This window comes from Curtobacterium sp. VKM Ac-2887, assembly GCF_015350935.1.
Taxonomy (GTDB): Bacteria; Actinomycetota; Actinomycetes; order Actinomycetales; family Microbacteriaceae; genus Curtobacterium.
In genome coordinates this window covers 156458-174109 of record NZ_JADKSB010000002.1, presented here as the reverse complement: position 1 = coordinate 174109, position 17652 = coordinate 156458, and the positions used below count along the sequence as shown (strand labels likewise).

The window sequence follows — 17652 nt, the reverse complement described above, 5'->3', positions numbered from 1 at the left end:
CGGACGGGTCTCGACGGTTCAGCGATGACTCGCGCCGATCAGGATCTCGCAGGGATCAGAACCACTTCTCCGCACGGTGGTCCGCCTGGATGCGACGGATGGTGTTCGAGCGGGACCGCAGGACGAGCGAGTCGGTGTGGATGACGCCGCGCGAGCGACGGACACCGTCGACCAGGACACCGTCGGTGACGCCGGTGGCGACGAAGAACGTGTTGTCACCCGTGACCAGGTCGTCCTGGTCGAGGACCTTGTCCAGGTCGTGGCCGGCGGCGATGGCGCGCTCGCGCTCCTCGTCGTCCTTCGGCTGCAGCTTGCCGAGGATCACGCCGCCGAGCGCCTTGATCGCGCACGCGGTGATGATGCCCTCGGGGGTGCCGCCGACACCGACGCACATGTCGATCGTCGAGCCGGGCAGCGCGGCGGCGATGCCACCGGCGACGTCACCGTCGAGCAGCAGACGCGTCCCGGCGCCCGTCGCACGGATCGCACGGATCAACTCGTCGTGACGGGGACGGTCGAGCACGGCCACGACCATGTCCTCGAGGTCCTTGCCCTTGGCCTTCGCGAGCGCGCGGATGTTCTCGCCGATCGGCTTCTCGAGGTCCAGGACCCCGCGGCCCTCGGGCCCGGCGGCGATCTTGTCCATGTAGAACACGGCGGAGGGGTCGTACATCGAACCGCGGTCCGAGACGGCCATGACGGAGATGGCGTTCTGACGGCCGGCTGCGGTGAGCGAGGTGCCGTCGATCGGGTCGACCGCGATGTCGCAAGCCGGGCCGTGGCCGTTGCCGACGTGCTCGCCGTTGTAGAGCATCGGGGCGTTGTCCTTCTCGCCCTCACCGATGACGACGACGCCGTCGAAATTCACGGTGCCGAGGAACTTGCGCATCGCGTCGACCGCGGCGCCGTCGGCGAGGTTCTTCTCACCACGCCCGACCCACGGCTGCGCACGGATCGCGGCGGCCTCCGTCGCACGCACGAGCTCGAGGGCCAGGTTGCGGTCGGGCTGGAGGAACAGGGAGCCGGTTTCCGTAGAGGGAGTCACGACCCGAGCCTACCGACCGGCGGCCGACCGGCGGTCCGGACACCGGGCCCGTGCACGCATGTGCACGGCGGACGCGAGCCGACCGCGTAACCCGCACCGCGCCTCCAGAGCTTCTGACTACGATCGGCGGGGACATCACCGAAGTCGAAGGAGATCCACGTGCCCATCGCAACGCCGGAACAGTACGCCGAGATGATCGAACGCGCGAAGGCGGGCAAGTTCGCGTACCCCGCGGTCAACGTGTCCTCGTCGCAGACCATCAACGCGGTCCTCCAGGGCCTGCAGGAGTCCGGCTCGGACGGCATCCTCCAGGTCACGACGGGCGGTGCCGACTACTTCGCCGGCCAGACGATCAAGAACCGTGCCGCCGGTGCCCTCGCGATGGCGAAGTTCGCCCACGAGGTCGCGAAGAACTACGACATCACCGTCGCCCTGCACACCGACCACTGCCCGAAGGACGCCCTCGACGGCTTCGTCCTGCCGCTCATCGCGGCGAGCGAGGAAGAGGTCCGTGCCGGCCGCAACCCGATCTTCCAGTCGCACATGTGGGACGGCTCGGCCGTGCCGCTCGACGAGAACATCGAGATCGCGAAGACCATGCTGTCGAAGACGCGGAACATCAACGCGATCCTCGAGGTCGAGATCGGCGTCGTCGGCGGCGAAGAGGACGGCGTCGAGCACGAGGGCACGAACGACGCCCTGTACACGACCCCGAACGACGTCGAGAAGGTCGTCGACGCGCTCGGCCTGGGCGACAAGGGTCGCTGGATCGCCGCGCTCACCTTCGGCAACGTGCACGGCGTCTACAAGCCGGGCAACGTCAAGCTCCGCCCCGAGCTCCTCGGCGAGATCCAGGCCTCGGTCGCGGCCAAGCACGGCACCGGCGAGAACCCCCTCGACCTCGTCTTCCACGGCGGCTCCGGCTCGACCGACGACGAGATCCACGAGGCCGTCCGCAACGGCGTCATCAAGATGAACATCGACACGGACACGCAGTACGCGTTCACCCGATCGATCGCGGACTCGATGTTCCGGAACTACGAGGGTGTCCTGAAGATCGACGGCGAGGTCGGCAACAAGAAGCAGTACGACCCCCGCGCCTGGGGCAAGGTCGCCGAGTCCGCCATGGCGGCTCGCGTGGGCGAGGCCGCGAAGGTGCTCGGCTCCGCCGGTCACACCAAGGGCTGACACCGGGAGCAACTGCCAGGAGGAACGGGGCGCGTCCGACGGACGTGCCCCGTTCTGCGTCCGGCCGCCTCCACCGCATGCCACGATGGGCAGGTGACCGTCGACGCCATCGCCTCCGAGTTCGCCCAGTTCGTCACCGAGTCGCCCACCGCGTTCCACGCGGCAGCGGCCGCCCGTGACCGCCTCGTCGCAGCCGGGTTCACCGAGCTGTCCGAGCTCGACGCGTGGCCGACCGAACCCGGCGCGTACGTCGTGGTCCGCGACGGTGCGGTCATCGCGTGGCGCCTGCCGGAGGGTGCACCGGCGACGACCCCGTTCCGGATCCTCGGCGCCCACACCGACTCCCCCGGGTTCCGGATCAAGCCGAACCCCGGAGTCCGCACCGGCGGGTGGGAGCAGCTGAACGTCGAGGTCTACGGCGGCGCGCTCCTGTCGACGTGGTTCGACCGCGACCTGCGCATCGCCGGCCGGGTCGTCGACGCCGATGGCAGCGTGCGGCTCGTCAGCACCGACGCGGTCGCCCGCATCCCGAACCTCGCGATCCACCTCGACCGCGGGGTGAACGACGGCAAGGAGATCGACCGCCAACGCCACACGCTGCCGATCGTCGGCGTGGACGGCGACGCCGGAGGGACCTCGGTCGTGGAGTGGCTGCGCGCTCGCCTCGGAGACGATGCAGTCTCGTGGGACCTCTTCCTCGCCGACACCCAGGCCCCCGCCCGCATCGGCATCGAGCGCGAGTTCCTGGCGTCGGGCCGGATGGACAACCTGACGAGCGTGCACGCCGGGCTCCGCGGCATCGTGGACGCCCCGGTCGACGGCGACCACATCCCCGTGTTCGCGGCGTTCGACCACGAAGAGATCGGTTCCTCGACCCCGTCCGGTGCCGGTGGCCCGTTCCTCGAGGACGTCCTCGGCCGCGTGCAGGAGGGTCTCGGCGCCACCCGCTCCGAGGCCGCTCGGGCGTTCCGCGCCTCGTGGCTGTTGTCGAGCGACGCCGGGCACCTGGTGCACCCGAACCAGCCGGAGAAGCACGACCCGACGAACCGTCCGCGCCCCGGTGCCGGTCCGCTGCTGAAGATCAGCGCGAACCAGCGCTACATGACCGAGGCCAAGGGCGAGGCCGTCTGGGCCGCCGCGTGCGACACCGCCGGGGTGCCGTGGCAGCCGTTCGTCAACGTCAACACGATCCCCGGTGGCTCGACCATCGGCCCGATCGCGGCGACCCGGCTCGGGATCCCGACGATCGACATCGGCGTCGGGCTGCTGTCGATGCACTCGATCCGCGAGCTCGTGCACGTCGAGGACCTGGCGTCACTCCACGGCGCCGTCGCGGCGTTCCTGGCAGGCTGAGCCCTGGCCGGCTGGACCCGGCCGGCTGAGCCCCGCCCGGCGTCTGCGGGCCGGGGTGGTCGCGACTCCCCGCGCGCGCAAGACCGAGTGGTCACGAACTGTCGGGGGCCCCGGCGCCCGACGACACTTCGTGACCGCTCGACGGCGGGCGCGCGGCGTGTTGCGACCACTCGACGCGCGGATGCCAGCGCCGCGAGCAGTCTGGCGGCCCGACGGTCAGGCGCCGGCCTGGCGCATCATGAACTCGACGAACTGCGGGTCCTGGAACACCACGACGACGAACGCGATGGTGCTCACGAACGTGGCCACGACCGCGCCGACGATCGGCACCCAGAACGTGCGCTTGCGTGCCCGGAGCCGGCGGATCGACCACCACGCCACGAGCGCGAAGACCACGACGTTCGTGATCGCCCCGATGATCGCGGCACCGCTCAGTGCACTCGGGTCGTTCAGTGCCGTGTACTGCGTCTCGAGGGTCCGACGCACCGTCGACGCGACGTTGGTCACCGCGAGGGACTGCACCACGGAGATGAGTCCGAAGGCGAGCAGCCCGACCGTCAGGACGAAGTCGGCGGGCGTGCGGCCGAACCGGCTCGTCGACGCGGACCGCTGCGACCCGCCCGTGGTCGGGTCGCCGGCTGCGCCGGGTCGGCCTGGAGGCACGGTACCGGTCGGCGCACCGGCACCGGACCGGTACGCGGTCGCGCCGTCCTGCCCGGCCTGGCTCGCCGCCTGCTGGCGGCGGTCGCGCTCCTGCTGCTCGCGCTCCTGACGTTCCTGCTCGACCAGGACCGGGTTGACCCATCCCTCGGGCGCGTACTCGCCGTACGCGGGGGCGGGCCGGCCGTGGACCCGGCCGCTGACGGCACCGGCGGCCGTCGTCGGGGACGTGCCCCGGGCCTCCTGGCCGGCTGCCGCCGTGTCGTCGACGTGACCCGGCTCGCGCTGCGGCACCGAGCCCCAGCCGTCCGCGCCGCTCATGCCCGACGCCCGCCGAGCGCGCGCGTCGGGTTGCCCGACGCGTCGGTGCGGAGCTCCTTGGGGAGCGAGAACATCAGGTCTTCGTGTGCGGTCACGACTTCTTCCACGGCGCCGTACCCGGCGTCGGCGAGTTGTTCGAGGACCTCGGCGACGAGCTCTTCGGGGACAGACGCGCCGCTCGTGACGCCGACGGTGGCGACGCCGTCGAGCCACTCCTGGCGGATCTCCTCCGCGTAGTCGACGCGGTGCGCGGCCTTCGCCCCGTGCTCCAGGGCGACCTCGACCAGACGGACGCTGTTCGACGAGTTCGCGGAGCCGACGACGATCACCAGGTCGGTGCCCGGGGCGACCTTCTTGATCGCGACCTGGCGGTTCTGGGTGGCGTAGCAGATGTCGTCGGACGGCGGATCCTGGATGGTCGGGTACTTCTCGCGCAGCAGGCGGACGGTCTCCATCGTCTCGTCGACGCTCAGCGTGGTCTGCGACAACCAGACGAGGTTGTCGGGATCGGGGACGTCGAGCGCGGCGACGTCGTCCGGGCCGTTGACCAGGATCGTGCGGTCGGGGGCGTGGCCCATCGTGCCCTCGACCTCTTCGTGGCCGGTGTGCCCGATCAGGATGATGGTCCGCTCGGCCTTGGCGAACCGGGTGGCCTCGCGGTGGACCTTGGTGACCAGGGGGCAGGTGGCGTCGATGGCGTGCAGGTCGCGGTCGGCGGCACCGGCCACGACGGCGGGTGAGACGCCGTGGGCGCTGAACACCACGTGCGAGCCGCGCGGGACCTCGGCGACGTCGTCGACGAACACCGCACCCCGCTGCTCGAGGGTCGACACGACGTGGACGTTGTGGACGATCTGCTTGCGGACGTAGACGGGCTCGCCGTACTGCTCGAGCGCCTCCTCGACCGCCACCACCGCTCGGTCCACCCCGGCGCAGTAGCCGCGGGGTGCCGCGAGCAGCACCTTCTTCGGACCGGCGACCGGCTCGTCACGCAGTCGCCCACGCGCCGCGTGCACGCGCGGTGGGGCGAGCGGGACCGTGTGGCCGTTGGTGATCGTCACGTCCCCGATGATAGGTGAGCGGGACGCACGCGACCTGGGCGCGGGGGCCGGCTGTGGAGAACCCGCCGCTCGCCCGCTGTCACCGGTGTCGGGCACGATGGACGTCCCGCACGAGAAGGAGCGACATGGCGATCGAACAAGGCCCGCCGACGGCCGACAACCCGTGGCCGGTCGCGCTCCTCGGCGCGAAGCTCCGCGACTGGATCGACCGGCTCGGCACCGCGTGGATCGAGGGCGAGATCACGCAGTGGAACGTCGCCGGCGGCAACGTGTACGGCAAGCTCAAGGACGTCGAGGTCGATGCGACGGTGTCGTTCTCGATCTGGTCGAGCGTGCGGTCCCGGGTGCCGGCGGACATCAAGCAGGGCGACCGGGTCGTCGCAGCGGTCAAGCCGAACTACTGGGTCAAGGGCGGCTCGCTGACCATGCAGGTCGTCGAGATGAAGCACGTCGGTCTCGGTGACCTGCTCGAACGGCTCGAACGCCTGCGTCGGACCCTCGGCGAAGATGGGCTGTTCGACCCCGCACGCAAGAAGCGTCTGCCGTTCCTGCCGCACCGGATCGGCCTGATCACCGGCAAGGACTCCGACGCCGAGAAGGACGTCAAGCGCAACGCGCAGCTCCGGTGGCCGCAGGTCGAGTTCCGCACCGTCCACACCGCGGTGCAGGGCGAGCGCACCGTGGGCGAGGTCACGGCGGCGATCCTCGAGCTCGACGCCGACCCGACGGTGGACGTCATCATCATCGCCCGTGGTGGCGGCGACTTCCAGAACCTGCTCGGCTTCAGCGACGAAGGACTCGTCCGCGCAGCAGCAGCGGCGAGCACACCGATCGTGTCGGCCATCGGGCACGAGGCCGACCGTCCCATCCTCGACGAGGTCGCGGACCTCCGCGCCTCGACCCCGACCGACGCCGCCAAGCGCGTCGTGCCCGACGTCGCGGAGGAGCTCGCGAACGTCCGGCAGGCCCGCGCCCGCATCGGCCTGCGGTTGTCGCAGACGCTCGCGGTCGAGGCCGACCGGATCGCCGCCCTCCGGTCACGCCCGGCGCTCGCGTCGACGGCGTGGCTCGTCGACACCCGTGCGGAGGAAGTGGCCCGTGACCTGTCCCGGTCGCGGGAGCTGCTCGACCGTCGGCTCGAGCGGGGCCACTCCGAGGTCGGGCACCTGACCGCCAGGCTCCGTGCGCTGTCGCCGCGCGACACCCTGCGCCGCGGCTACGCGATCGTGCAGCGGGCCGACGGCGGCGTGGTGCGGTCGTCCGACGATCTGACCGGGCAGACGCCGGTGCACGTCACGCTCGGCGCGGGGACGGCGACCGGAACGCTCGAGCCGGACGGGCCGGGTCCGGACGGGTCTGGCTCGGCCGGGTCGGGTTCGGCCGGGCCGGGTCCGGACGGGTCGGGTCCGGCCGCCTGACGCGTCGGGCTCGCCGACGGCCTGGTCACCAGCCGCGGTCGCGCAGCCAGGTCGTCGCCAACGTGCTCCACGCCTCGGCCGGCCCGAGGCCCTCGGCGAGCCCGATGCCGTGCACCCCGCGCTCGAACACGTGCAGGTCGAACGGCACCCCGTGCCGCGCCAGCGCGTGTGCGTAGGACAGCGAGTGCGTCACCGGCACGTGCTCGTCCTCGGCCGTGTGCCACAGGAAGGTCGGCGGGGTCCGGTCGTCGACGAGCAGGTCCGCGTCCACCGCGGACCGCTCGCGGACGCTCGCGCCCGGTCCGAGCAGGTTGTCGGAGCTGCCGACGTGCGGGTGGTCCGTCATCGACGTCACCGGGTAGCAGAGCACCGTCAGGTCGGGTCGGTCGTCGACGTCCGACACGGCGCGCTCGGCCGGCGTCGGTGCGTTCGACACGAGGGCCGCCAGGTGCCCGCCTGCCGACGAACCGATCACGACGATCCGCGGATCGGACGGGAGGCCCGCCCAGCGTCCGGCACGCAGGTCGCGGACGAGCGCTCGGGTCGCCACCACGGCGTCCGGGTGGCGGTGCGGGGCGAGCGGGTACGCGAACACGACCGCGTCGATGCCGATCCCGTTCAGCCAGCGGGCGTACCCCTCACCCTCGTGCGGAGCGTGCATGCCGTACCCGCCGCCGGGCAGGACGACCGCGAGCGAGGGGCGGCCCGGCAGCCCGTCGCGCTCCGCGCTCGGTCCGTCCGGTGCCGGGTACCAGTCCACGCCCTCGGGGAGATCTGTCATGGCGCGACCCTACCGGCCGGTGTTCTCCCCAGGCGCAGCGGGCACGTCGGTCAGTCGGTGGACCCTCGGTAGGATCGAGTCGTGCCATCCCAGCAGGAACCCGAGCAGACCGACGTCCAGTCGCTGAGCTACGAAGCAGCCCGCGACGAACTCGTGCGCGTCGTGAGCGAGCTCGAACAGGGCTCCGCGACCCTCGAGCGCTCGCTGTCGCTCTGGGAGCGCGGCGAGGCCCTGGCCGCCCGGTGCGAAGAGTGGCTCGTCGGCGCTCGTGCCCGGCTCGACGCGGCCCGCGCGGCCAGCCGCGCCGAGGACGGCTCCGCCCGATGACCGACGCGAACGGTCGCCCGATCGTCGCCGAGCTCGGCCGACCCGAGACGGCAGAGGAGACCTGGGCACGCAAGGACGCCGCACGGACCGCTCGCCGCCAGCACCAGACGGCCTTCAACCTCGTGATCGCGCTCATCGCGTCGCTCGGCATCGTGCTGTTCCTCGTCGCCGTCGTCGTGCGGCCGAACACCACGGTCGACCGCACCGTCGACTACCAGCAGATCGCGGCCGATGCCCACGTCGGCGACATCACCCTCGCCGCCCCCGACCTGCCGAGCGGCTTCACGTCGAACCGCGCCGACTTCTCCGACAAGACCTCGGACGACGTCGACGTCTGGACCGTCGGGTTCGTGACGCCGGACAAGCAGTACCTCAGCCTGCAGCAGGGCGTGGACGCCAACGGCTCGTGGGTCTCGAACCAGCTCGACCAGCGACCGTCGACCGGCACCCGCGTCATCGACGGCACGAAGTGGACCGTGTACGACCGACGGGCCGAGGGCTCCGACGCCGGCAACCACGCGTACTCGCTCGTGTCCACGTTCGGCGCCAACACGATCGTGCTCTCCGGCACCGCCGACGACTCGTCGTACCGCACCGTGGCCACGGCCGTGACCAAGCAGTTCTCCCAGTAGCGACCGCCGGACGAATCCTGCCGGACACCCCGCAGCCCGACCACTCGACCTGATCCGACCCGATCCGAGGAGCCCCATGCCCGACCGCGCCGCCTCCACCCCGTCCGACGCCCTGCGCCTGCTCGTCGACGGCAACGCCCGCTTCGCCGCCGACAAGCGCCGCATGGGCCGCACGGACCCCGACCGCCGCACCGAGCTCCAGGGGTCGCAGGCGCCGTTCGCGACCGTCCTCGGCTGCTCCGACTCGCGCGTGCCGTTCGAGCACGTGTTCGACGCGGGCATCGGTGACCTCTTCGCCATCCGCAACGCCGGGCAGATCGTCGACGACGTCGTGCTCGGGTCGATCGAGTTCGCGGTCGTCGCGCTCGGCACCCCGCTCGTCGTCGTCCTGCGCCACACCCGGTGCGGTGCCGTCGCCGCGGCCCGCTCGGGTGAGCCGGTCCCCGCGCCGCACCTGCAGGCCCTGGTCGACGCCATCGCCCCGAGCGTCGAGAAGGTCCGTGCCACCGACGCCGAGCTCCCGCAGGAAGCGATCGGGGCCGCCCACCTCGAGGCCACGCTCCGCCAGGTGCTCGAGCGCTCCGGTGCCGTCTCCGACGCGATCGCCGAGGGCCGGCTGGCCGTCGTCGGCGCGACCTACGACCTCGGCACGGGCGAGGTCACGATCGACACGGTGGTCGGCAACGCCTGACGGCCCCTCGGCGCCGCACCCGCACGTCCCACAGCCGTCGCACCGGTACAGTCGAACGAGACGCCCGGCGCCGGTTCCGTGACCCACGGAGACCTCGTGCGCCGGCGCAGTCCCCCGACGCGACCGCGTCCGGCGAGCACCCCAGGAAGGACCACGACGACGTGACCGACACCACCGAGACCGAGTTCCGCATCGAGCACGACACCATGGGCGAGGTGCGGGTGCCGAAGTCGGCGTTGTACCGCGCCCAGACCCAGCGCGCTGTCGAGAACTTCCCCATCTCGGGCACCGGGCTCGAGTCGGCCCAGATCGTGGCGCTCGCCCGCATCAAGCGCGCTGCGGCCATCGTGAACGGCGAGCTCGGCATCGTCGAGCCGGCCGTCGCCGACGCCATCGCGGGCGCGGCGGACCTGATCATCGGTGGGCAGCACCACGACCAGTTCCCCGTCGACGTGTACCAGACCGGCAGCGGCACCTCGTCGAACATGAACATGAACGAGGTCCTGGCCACGCTGGCGTCGGACATCGGCGGCACCGCGGTGCACCCGAACGACCACGTCAACGCCTCGCAGTCGTCGAACGACGTGTTCCCGACCTCGGTGCACGTCGCCGTGACCGAAGCCCTGCTGCGCTCGCTCGTCCCGGCGCTCGAGCACCTCGCCGAGTCGCTCGAGGCCAAGGCCACGTTGTGGGCCGACGCCGTGAAGTCCGGCCGCACGCACCTGATGGACGCCACCCCGGTCACCCTCGGCCAGGAGTTCGGTGGCTACGCACGCCAGATCCGCCTGGGCATCGAGCGGGTCACCGCGACGCTCCCCCGCGTCGCCGAGGTCCCGCTCGGCGGCACCGCCGTCGGCACCGGCATCAACACCCCGAAGGGCTTCCCGCAGCGGGTGATCGCCCAGCTCGCGAGCGACACCGGATTGCCGATCACCGAGGCCGTCGACCACTTCGAGGCCCAGGGCGCACGCGACGCCCTGGTCGAGGCCTCCGGGGCGCTCAAGGTGCTCGCGGTCAGCCTGACGAAGATCAACAACGACCTGCGCTGGATGGGGTCGGGCCCGAACACCGGCCTCGGCGAACTGCACATCCCCGACCTGCAGCCGGGCTCGTCGATCATGCCCGGCAAGGTCAACCCGGTGATCCCCGAGGCCACCCTGATGGTGGGCGCGCGGGTCATCGGCAACGACGCCACCATCGCCTGGGCGGGTGCGTCCGGTGCGTTCGAGCTCAACGTCGCGATCCCCGTGATGGGAACGGCGCTGCTCGAGTCGATCCGTCTGCTGGCGAACAGCTCGCGGGTGCTGGCCGACAAGACCATCGACGGGCTGCAGGCGAACCTCGAGCGCGCCCGGGCGTTCGCCGAGTCGTCGCCGTCGATCGTCACCCCGCTCAACCGGGTCATCGGCTACGAGGCCGCGGCGAAGGTCGCGAAGTACGCCGTCGCCGAGGGCATCACCGTCCGCCAGGCCGTCGTGGCGCTCGGCCACGTCGAGCGTGGCGAGGTCACCGAGGAGCAGCTCGACGCGGCACTGGACGTCCTGTCCATGACCCACCCGAACTGAGCTCCTGCCGCGGGCAAGTCTCGCGGTGAGCGACAGTTCTCGCGCCGGTGCGCGCGAGAACTGTCGCTCAGGCCGAGTCTCGGCCGACGGACCTAGACCAGGTCGGGCGAGTCCAGCAGGTCCGTCACGAGGGCGGCGATCGCGGAGCGCTCCGACCGGGTCAGCGTGACGTGGGCGAACAGCGGGTGGCCCTTGAGCCGCTCGATGACGCTCGCGATGCCGTCGTGCCGTCCGACCCGCAGGTTGTCGCGCTGCGCGACGTCGTGGGTGAGCACCACGCGGGAGTTCTGCCCGATGCGGGAGAGCATGGTGAGCAGCACGTTCCGTTCGAGCGACTGCGCCTCGTCGACGATCACGAACGCGTCGTGCAGGGACCGACCGCGGATGTGCGTGAGCGGCAGGACCTCGATCAAGCCGCGCTCGATCACCTCGTCGAGGACGTTGTCGGACACCACCGACCCGAGGGTGTCGTAGACCGCCTGCGCCCACGGGTTCATCTTCTCGCCGGCGTCACCGGGCAGGAACCCGAGGTCCTGGCCACCCACGGCGTACAGCGGCCGGAACACCATGATCTTCTTGTGCTGCTGCCGCTCGAGCACTGCTTCGAGCCCGGCGCACAGGGCCAACGCTGACTTGCCCGTGCCGGCGCTGCCGCCCAGGGACACGATGCCGATCTCGGAGTCGAGCAGGGCGTCGATCGCGAGCCGCTGCTCGGCGGACCGGCCGCGCAGCCCGAAGACCTCGCGGTCGCCACGGACCAGGGCGACGGAACCGGCGGTGTGCACGCGACCGAGGGCCGAACCGCGCTCGGAGTGGATGACGACTCCGGTGTTGACCGGCACGCCGTCGAGCTGGACGGAGCGGATCTCCTCCTTCTCGTACAGGTCGGCCATCTGCTCGCCCGAGACCTGCAGGTCGGCGATGCCGGTGTAGCCGGAGTCGACCGCGAGCTCGGCGCGGTACTCCTCGGCCGCCATGCCGATCGACGACGCCTTGACGCGCAGGGGCAGGTCCTTCGACACGACGACCACGTCGAGCCCGTCGTTCTGCAGGTTCGAGGCGACGGCGAGGATGCGGGAGTCGTTGTCGCCGAGCTGCAGCCCGGACGGCAGGACGGACTGGTTGGAGTGGTTCAGCTCGACGCGGAAGGAACCGCCGTCACCGAGCGCGATCGGGAAGTCGAGCCGTTCGTGTTCGATGCGCATCTCGTCCAGCAGCCGCAGGGCCTGCCGCGCGAAGTACCCGATCTCCGGGTCGTTGCGCTTCGACTCGAGTTCGCTGACGACCACGACGGGCAGGACCACCGCGTGCTCGGCGAAGCGGAACAAGGCCCGCGGATCGCTGAGGAGCACCGATGTGTCGAGCACGTACGTGCGCTGGGCGACCGACGTGGACGAGTCCGCGGTGGGCTGGTGCTGGGTTCCGCGAGAGACGTTCTGAGAGGTCACGACCACTCCATCCCCGGGCCGCGAGCAGCCCGGTCCATGTCCTCGAACGCGGCCGTGGAGCGGGTCCCGAAGCACCGACTGTGGCCGCTTCGATCGGGCGCGGTGCCCGATGGGGACAACGTACGTCCGCCCTCCGACACCCCGCCAGCGACACGCGGTTTCCGGCGTTACGGTCACGTGAACAACGTGACTCCGGCAGTTGACCGGTCACGCGCTGTCGGCTGCGGCTGTGCCGCCCGACCGACGGTGACCAGTCGGCGGACGTACGCGGTGCGTCGTGACCGCTCGCGGGTGGCCGACAGGAGGCCCGTGGCGGCCGGGCACCGCGCCTCCAGGCCGCCCGTTGGTCGCGACTCGTCGCGCGGACGGCGTCGAGTGGTCACTAACTGTCGGCTGCGACCGCGCGAGCCGACAGTTCGCGACCACTCGACAGAGGGGAGGCCCGTGGGGGCACCGCCCCGCGCCTCCCGTCCGCCTGTTGACGCGCGCTACTGCAGCGTGGCGTACGAGACGCAGGCGTCCCGGAACATGTCGAGCGTCTCGTCCGTCGTCGAGGCGAACACCGACACCCGCGCGACGCCGAGCCGCGTCGTCGCGGTCACGCCGTGGTTGTGCAGCGCCGCGGACAGCGCGGTCAGGCGCCCCTCGGCCGGCCGCAGCACGACGATGCCGGCGCGCTCGCGCGGGTCACGGCTGGACTCGACCTCGAGCCCGAACTCGTCCGCGATCGCGAACACGCGCTCGACGCGCTCGGTGACGCGCTCCTGCACGGCGGCGACACCGACGGCGGTCAGCCGGTCCAGCGACACCGCGAGGCGGGCCTGCGCGATGGGGTCGATGCGCGTCATCTGGTACCCGGCGGCACCCGGGCGCACGGCGGGGACGTCCACGGGCCAGCCGGTGGTGCCGTGCGGGCCGGACAGCGCCGGACGCAGGCGGTTCAGGGCGCGGTCGCTGAAGGCGGTGAAGCCCGTGCCCCAGCCGGCGTGCAGCCACTTCTGGCCGCCGGTCGCGACGACGTCCGCGATCTCGTAGGGGGCGTCGACGACTCCGAAGCCCTGGATCGCGTCGAGGATCAGCAGGCGGTCGCCGATGACCTCGCGGATGCCGGCGAGGTCGGCCAGGTAGCCGGTGCGCCAGTCGACCAGCGACACCGCCACGGCCGTCACGTCGTCGGTCAGGCGCTCCTGGATGAGCGAGGGGGTCATCCACCCGGCACCGGACTCGATGACGACCGGCTGGACGCGGCCGCCGGTCGCCGAGGCGGCACTCGCCAGCGCGAGCGGCAGCGAGGGGTACTCGTCGGCCGACACCAGCACGCCGCCGGTCAGGCCGAAGGCCGTGTGCAGCAGGCCGGGCGTCGTCGCGGTCTGCGAGACGACCTGGTCCTCGCGGCGACCGACCAAGCGGGCGGCGACCGTGCGGACTCGGGCGTCCTGCTCGTCGAGGGTCTCCATGGCGCCGAAGCGCATGTGCTCCTGGATCGTGCCGAGCACGCGCTGCTCCTCGAGCACGGCGGTCTGCACGGGGCCGAACGCAGCGTGGTCGAGGTAGCCGGGGTCCTCGGAGAAGCCGGCGGCGTACTCGTCGATGTTCACAGGGGTGCACCTTTCACAGTGTCGAACCCTGAGAGCCTACTGGGATCACTGAACGTCAGCGAACCCAGGCCGATCCGCGCAGTAGCGAGGAAGCGTCAGCCGCCGAAGCGTCGCGACCGCAGCCCGAAGTCGCGGACGGCGCGCAGGAAGTCGACCTCGCGCAGGTCGGGGTAGAGCGCCTCGACGAAGTAGAACTCGCTGTGCGCGCTCTGCCAGAGCATGAAGTCGGACAGCCGCTGCTCGCCCGAGGTCCGGATCACCAGGTCGGGGTCGGGCTGTCCCTGCGTGTACAGGTGGTCGCCGATGAGCTCGGGCGTCAGGACCTCGGCCAGGGTGTCGATCGTGCCGCCACCCGCGCCGTGCGACTCCACGATGCTGCGCATGGCGTCGGCGATCTCGCGGCGCCCGCCGTACCCGACGGCCAGGTTGATGTGGAGTCCGGTCCGGCCGGCGGTGCGCTCCTCGGCCTGCGCGAGCGCGGACACGAGCGAGTTGGGCAGCCCCTCGTTCGACCCGACGTGCTGGACACGCCAGTCCGTGGTGTCGGCGAGCACCCCGGCCAGGTCGCCGATGATGCCGACGAGCTCACTGAGTTCCGCTCCGGCACGTCCGGTCAGGTTGTCGGCGGAGAGCAGGTAGAGCGTCACGACCTCGATGCCGAGCTCGTCGCACCAGGTCAGGAACTCCGGGATCTTCGCGGCGCCGGCGCGGTGGCCGTGCGCGGCGGACTCGAGCCCGAGCTGCTTCGCCCACCGACGGTTGCCGTCGACGATCATGGCGACGTGCTTCGGCTTCGCACTGCCCTCGATCTGGCGGCGGATGCGGCTCTGGTAGGCGCGGTAGAGGATCCCTCGTCCTGCCCATCCCACCCTGCCGGTCACGCACCGAGCGTAGTGCACCGTCGGTCGGAGCGTCCCGAGTGCGGCTCCCCCAGAACTCGTGGCATCCGTTCGGGCACGGGGCTTACAGTCGGCACATGCAGGACGAGCACGAGACCGCCACCCTCCCCCACGTCCCGTTCACCGAAGAGGCCGCGACGACCACGGAGGACACCCGCCCCGCCTGGCGCGGGTGGATCCACCTCGGCGCGTTCCCGTTCGCCATCGCGATGGGCATCGTCCTCATCGCCCTGGCCGACAGCACCGCGGCGAAGGTCGGCAGCGCGGTGTTCATGGCCACGTCGCTGGCCATGTTCGGGGTCTCCGCGACGTACCACCGGTTCCCGTGGGGGCCGACCGTCAAGGCGGTGCTCAAGCGCATCGACCACACGAACATCCTGCTGCTCATCGCCGGCACCTACACGCCGATCGCGATCTGCGCCCTGCCGCACACCCTGATGGTGGTCGTGCTCTGGGTGATGTGGTCCGGCGCCGCCCTCGGCATCGCCTTCCGGGTGCTGTGGATCAACGCGCCCCGGTGGCTGTACGTGCCGATCTACCTGGTGCTCGGCTGCGCGGCGCTCGGGCTGCTGCCGCAGTTCTTCGCGGCGAGCGTCCCGATGACCGTGCTCATCCTGTCCGGCGGTGTCGCGTACATCATCGGCGCGCTCGTCTACGGCTTCAAGCGGCCGAACCCGGTGCCCACCCAGTTCGGCTTCCACGAGGTGTTCCACGCCCTGACGGTCGTGGCCTTCGGCGCGCAGTGGGTCGGCGTGCTCATCGTCGCCCTGGACCCGGTGCGCTGACGGTCGCACGTTCCTTCCCAGAACGCGCGCGATGCCTGGTCGTTCCGGGCGTACTCACCCGGAACTTTCGACCAGGTACGCCCGATCCGCCCAGGTACGCCCGGTTCCGTCAGGCTCTAGCGGGTCAACCGCGCTCGGTGTCGTCCCCGACGTCGGCCCGGCCGTCCTCGGCCGCACGCCGCTCCGACTCGTCCGTCGCCGGACCGTCGACCGCGGTGCCGTTCGCTTCCGCCTCGAGACGCTCGCGGATCTCCGACCGGTAGCGCGTCCGGCGGATGCGCCGGGTCATGTCCACGACCAGGACGATCGTCGCGATCGCCACCAGCGCGATGGCGATGAACCCGACGACACCGGGGGTGACGTTCACGTCCGGCACGACGCTGGGGCTGGGACTGGGGGTGGCGGCGAGTGCCGCCGCGATGGAGCTCACGGGGTCGGTTCCTTGTCGGCAGGGATCCCGGCGAACAGATCGGTCTCCGGGAGCTCGGTCGGCACGCGGGCCTCCACGAGCTGGTAGTCCTCGGTCGGCCACACCGTGGCCAGGAGGTCGTTCGGCCAGTAGAAGAACGCACTGTCCGGCGCCACCTGGCTGGCGTGGGCACGGAGCGCCGCGTCGCGCTGGTCGAAGTACTCGTGCACGTCGACGTGCGTGGTGGCGAGGTCGGGTCGGTCGGCGAACCGCTCCACCCACTCGCGCAGCTGCTCGATCGCGGGGCTGTCCGGGTCGCGGTCCTGCAGCGCCTCGAAGATCGTGCGGAAGCGGCGCGGGTTCATCGTGCGCTCGTAGTAGAGCTTCGCGATCGACCACGGTTCGCCGGCCGCGGGGTACGCAGCGGGATCGGCCGCGGCTGCCCAGGCGGCGACGGACACCTCGTGCGTGCGGATGTGGTCGGGGTGCGGGTAGCCGCCGTTCTCGTCGTAGGTGACGAGCACGTGCGGACGGAACCGGCGGATCACCCGGACGAGCGCCTCGGTGCTGTACACGAGCGGCACGGTCGAGAACGTGCCGGGTCGGACGGTCTCGCCCTTCTCGGCGTCGGGCAACCCGGAGTCGTGGTAACCGAGCCACAGGTGGTCGATGCCGAGGGCTGCCTGCGCGGCGGCCATCTCACCGCGGCGGTACCCGGCCATGTCGCGGTGCGCACGGCTCGTCGCGGGCTCGCCGAGCTGGTCGTTGAGGATGTCGCCGGCCTCGCCCCCGGTGCAGGAGACGACCAGCACCTCGTGCCCCTCGGCCACGTACTTCGCCGCGGTCGCCGCCCCCTTGCTCGACTCGTCGTCGGGGTGGGCGTGGACGGCCAGCAAGCGGAACGGCACGGGACTTCCTCACGGGGGTGAGCGTGGGCGAGCGGAGGACGAGCGGGGACGGGAAGTGCACAGCGACGCGTGAACTACCCTGGGATCAGGATAATCACCCCGGGAGCCCCGAACTGTCCGAACAGCACCACACCGCCACCCTCGACGACCGCTACGGCCGCACCCCGGCCCGAGCGCGCCGCAGCAAGGCCGTCGCGATCACCGCCGCCATCGCCGTGGTCGTGGTCTTCGCCGCCTGGGTGATCTGGGCGGGTCTCGACCAGTCCGACCGCGGCCTGACCGACGACGTCGTGGGGTACGAGGTCCTCTCCCAGCACAGCACGGTCGTGCACTCGCAGGTCTCCGTCGACCCGGGCGTCCGGGCGAAGTGCGCCGTCCAGGTCCTCGACAAGAGCTACTCGATCGTGGGTTGGAAGGAGATCACCCTCGCCCCGTCCGAGCAGCGCACCCGCAGTGTCAGCACCGAGGTGACGACCACGACCCGTGGCGTCACCGGCTTGATCCACGACTGCTGGATTCCCTAGACTGTCCTGATTCGCCTCTCGAGACCGACCACTCGGCCG

At 71.4% G+C, this 17652-nt stretch carries 18 protein-coding genes; 9 read left to right on the top strand and 9 right to left on the bottom strand.

What is annotated here, in order from left to right:
* Nucleotides 1-55: 55 nt before the first annotated feature.
* Entirely contained in the window at nt 56-1045 is a 990-nt protein-coding gene (gene glpX / locus ITJ69_RS03605) for a class II fructose-bisphosphatase (RefSeq protein WP_111084799.1), read from the bottom strand.
* A 159-nt stretch (nt 1046-1204) separates the two neighbouring features.
* On the opposite strand from glpX, the gene fbaA reads away from it, so the two are divergent.
* Both fbaA and ITJ69_RS03595 read left to right on the top strand, forming a co-directional pair.
* A complete protein-coding gene (gene fbaA / locus ITJ69_RS03600; RefSeq protein WP_133936920.1) occupies nt 1205-2233 on the top strand; it encodes a class II fructose-bisphosphate aldolase in 1029 nt (342 codons plus the stop codon).
* A 93-nt stretch (nt 2234-2326) separates the two neighbouring features.
* Nucleotides 2327-3586 carry a M18 family aminopeptidase gene (locus ITJ69_RS03595; RefSeq protein WP_194672028.1) on the top strand — a complete coding sequence of 420 codons (1260 nt, stop codon included), beginning with the start codon at nt 2327-2329 and terminating at the stop codon, nt 3584-3586.
* A gap of 216 nt (nt 3587-3802) precedes the next feature.
* Here the strand turns inward: ITJ69_RS03595 and ITJ69_RS03590 are convergent, their stop codons facing one another.
* Together ITJ69_RS03590 and ITJ69_RS03585 are read right to left on the bottom strand one after the other, a co-directional pair.
* The gene (locus ITJ69_RS03590) at nt 3803-4567 is read right to left on the bottom strand and encodes a DUF6264 family protein (protein ID WP_123294163.1); all 765 of its coding nucleotides are present in this window, start codon (nt 4565-4567) and stop codon (nt 3803-3805) included.
* On the bottom strand, nt 4564-5628 hold the full coding sequence (locus tag ITJ69_RS03585) for a 4-hydroxy-3-methylbut-2-enyl diphosphate reductase (protein WP_416354924.1): 1065 nt from the start codon (nt 5626-5628) through the stop codon (nt 4564-4566). Before ITJ69_RS03585 ends, ITJ69_RS03590 begins: the two co-directional genes overlap by 4 nt.
* Before the next feature lie 125 nt (nt 5629-5753).
* Here ITJ69_RS03585 and xseA point away from each other — a divergent pair, with 125 nt between their 5' ends.
* The gene (xseA, locus tag ITJ69_RS03580; RefSeq protein WP_194672027.1) at nt 5754-7046 is read left to right on the top strand and encodes an exodeoxyribonuclease VII large subunit; all 1293 of its coding nucleotides are present in this window, start codon (nt 5754-5756) and stop codon (nt 7044-7046) included.
* Between the two features lie 25 nt (nt 7047-7071).
* Here the strand turns inward: xseA and ITJ69_RS03575 are convergent, their stop codons facing one another.
* Nucleotides 7072-7827 carry an alpha/beta hydrolase gene (locus ITJ69_RS03575; RefSeq protein WP_194672026.1) on the bottom strand — a complete coding sequence of 252 codons (756 nt, stop codon included), beginning with the start codon at nt 7825-7827 and terminating at the stop codon, nt 7072-7074.
* A gap of 81 nt (nt 7828-7908) precedes the next feature.
* Between ITJ69_RS03575 and ITJ69_RS03570 the strand changes: the two genes are divergently transcribed.
* The 4 genes from ITJ69_RS03570 to ITJ69_RS03555 all read left to right on the top strand — a co-directional run bounded on the left by ITJ69_RS03570 (nt 7909) and on the right by ITJ69_RS03555 (nt 11042).
* Nucleotides 7909-8154: an exodeoxyribonuclease VII small subunit gene (locus ITJ69_RS03570; RefSeq protein ID WP_194672025.1), complete on the top strand. Its 246-nt coding sequence runs from the start codon at nt 7909-7911 to the stop codon at nt 8152-8154.
* Nucleotides 8151-8786: a DUF4245 domain-containing protein gene (locus tag ITJ69_RS03565; RefSeq protein ID WP_123673045.1), complete on the top strand. Its 636-nt coding sequence runs from the start codon at nt 8151-8153 to the stop codon at nt 8784-8786. Before ITJ69_RS03570 ends, ITJ69_RS03565 begins: the two co-directional genes overlap by 4 nt.
* 76 nt (nt 8787-8862) lie before the next feature.
* On the top strand, nt 8863-9477 hold the full coding sequence (locus tag ITJ69_RS03560; RefSeq protein ID WP_111084807.1) for a carbonic anhydrase: 615 nt from the start codon (nt 8863-8865) through the stop codon (nt 9475-9477).
* Nucleotides 9478-9638: 161 nt separating this feature from the next.
* Nucleotides 9639-11042, top strand: coding sequence for a class II fumarate hydratase (locus ITJ69_RS03555; RefSeq protein ID WP_194672024.1), 1404 nt, complete (start codon nt 9639-9641; stop codon nt 11040-11042).
* Nucleotides 11043-11134: 92 nt separating this feature from the next.
* On the opposite strand, the gene ITJ69_RS03550 is transcribed toward ITJ69_RS03555, so the two are convergent.
* The 3 genes from ITJ69_RS03550 to ITJ69_RS03540 form a co-directional block, all read right to left on the bottom strand.
* On the bottom strand, nt 11135-12496 hold the full coding sequence (locus ITJ69_RS03550; protein ID WP_185021053.1) for a PhoH family protein: 1362 nt from the start codon (nt 12494-12496) through the stop codon (nt 11135-11137).
* A 482-nt stretch (nt 12497-12978) separates the two neighbouring features.
* Nucleotides 12979-14088, bottom strand: a complete 1110-nt coding sequence (locus ITJ69_RS03545; protein ID WP_111084809.1) for an aminotransferase class V-fold PLP-dependent enzyme — start codon at nt 14086-14088, stop codon at nt 12979-12981.
* A gap of 95 nt (nt 14089-14183) precedes the next feature.
* The gene (locus tag ITJ69_RS03540; protein WP_194672023.1) at nt 14184-14969 is read right to left on the bottom strand and encodes an isoprenyl transferase; all 786 of its coding nucleotides are present in this window, start codon (nt 14967-14969) and stop codon (nt 14184-14186) included.
* 95 nt (nt 14970-15064) lie between these two features.
* On the opposite strand from ITJ69_RS03540, the gene trhA reads away from it, so the two are divergent.
* Nucleotides 15065-15772, top strand: a complete 708-nt coding sequence (gene trhA / locus ITJ69_RS03535) for a PAQR family membrane homeostasis protein TrhA (RefSeq protein ID WP_123294746.1) — start codon at nt 15065-15067, stop codon at nt 15770-15772.
* Between the two features lie 124 nt (nt 15773-15896).
* Here trhA and ITJ69_RS03530 read toward each other — a convergent pair whose 3' ends face one another.
* Both ITJ69_RS03530 and mca read right to left on the bottom strand, forming a co-directional pair.
* Complete coding sequence (locus ITJ69_RS03530; RefSeq protein WP_123294745.1) at nt 15897-16202, bottom strand: hypothetical protein; 306 nt, start codon at nt 16200-16202, stop codon at nt 15897-15899.
* Entirely contained in the window at nt 16199-17089 is an 891-nt protein-coding gene (mca, locus tag ITJ69_RS03525) for a mycothiol conjugate amidase Mca (protein WP_194672022.1), read from the bottom strand. The genes ITJ69_RS03530 and mca overlap by 4 nt, the downstream gene beginning before the upstream one ends.
* Nucleotides 17090-17112: 23 nt before the next feature.
* Here mca and ITJ69_RS03520 point away from each other — a divergent pair, with 23 nt between their 5' ends.
* Entirely contained in the window at nt 17113-17613 is a 501-nt protein-coding gene (locus ITJ69_RS03520) for a DUF4307 domain-containing protein (RefSeq protein WP_165918729.1), read from the top strand.
* Nucleotides 17614-17652 lie beyond the last annotated feature (39 nt).

What these genes read in the sequence shown, in the direction of transcription:
- ITJ69_RS03565 (WP_123673045.1), top strand. Translation starts at nt 8,151, where the DNA reads ATGACCGACGCGAACGGTCGCCCGATCGTCGCCGAGCTCGGCCGACCC.
- ITJ69_RS03560 (WP_111084807.1), top strand. Translation starts at nt 8,863, where the DNA reads ATGCCCGACCGCGCCGCCTCCACCCCGTCCGACGCCCTGCGCCTGCTC.
- ITJ69_RS03590 (WP_123294163.1), bottom strand. Translation starts at nt 4,567, where the DNA reads ATGAGCGGCGCGGACGGCTGGGGCTCGGTGCCGCAGCGCGAGCCGGGT.
- xseA (WP_194672027.1), top strand. Translation starts at nt 5,754, where the DNA reads ATGGCGATCGAACAAGGCCCGCCGACGGCCGACAACCCGTGGCCGGTC.
- ITJ69_RS03575 (WP_194672026.1), bottom strand. Translation starts at nt 7,827, where the DNA reads ATGACAGATCTCCCCGAGGGCGTGGACTGGTACCCGGCACCGGACGGA.
- trhA (WP_123294746.1), top strand. Translation starts at nt 15,065, where the DNA reads ATGCAGGACGAGCACGAGACCGCCACCCTCCCCCACGTCCCGTTCACC.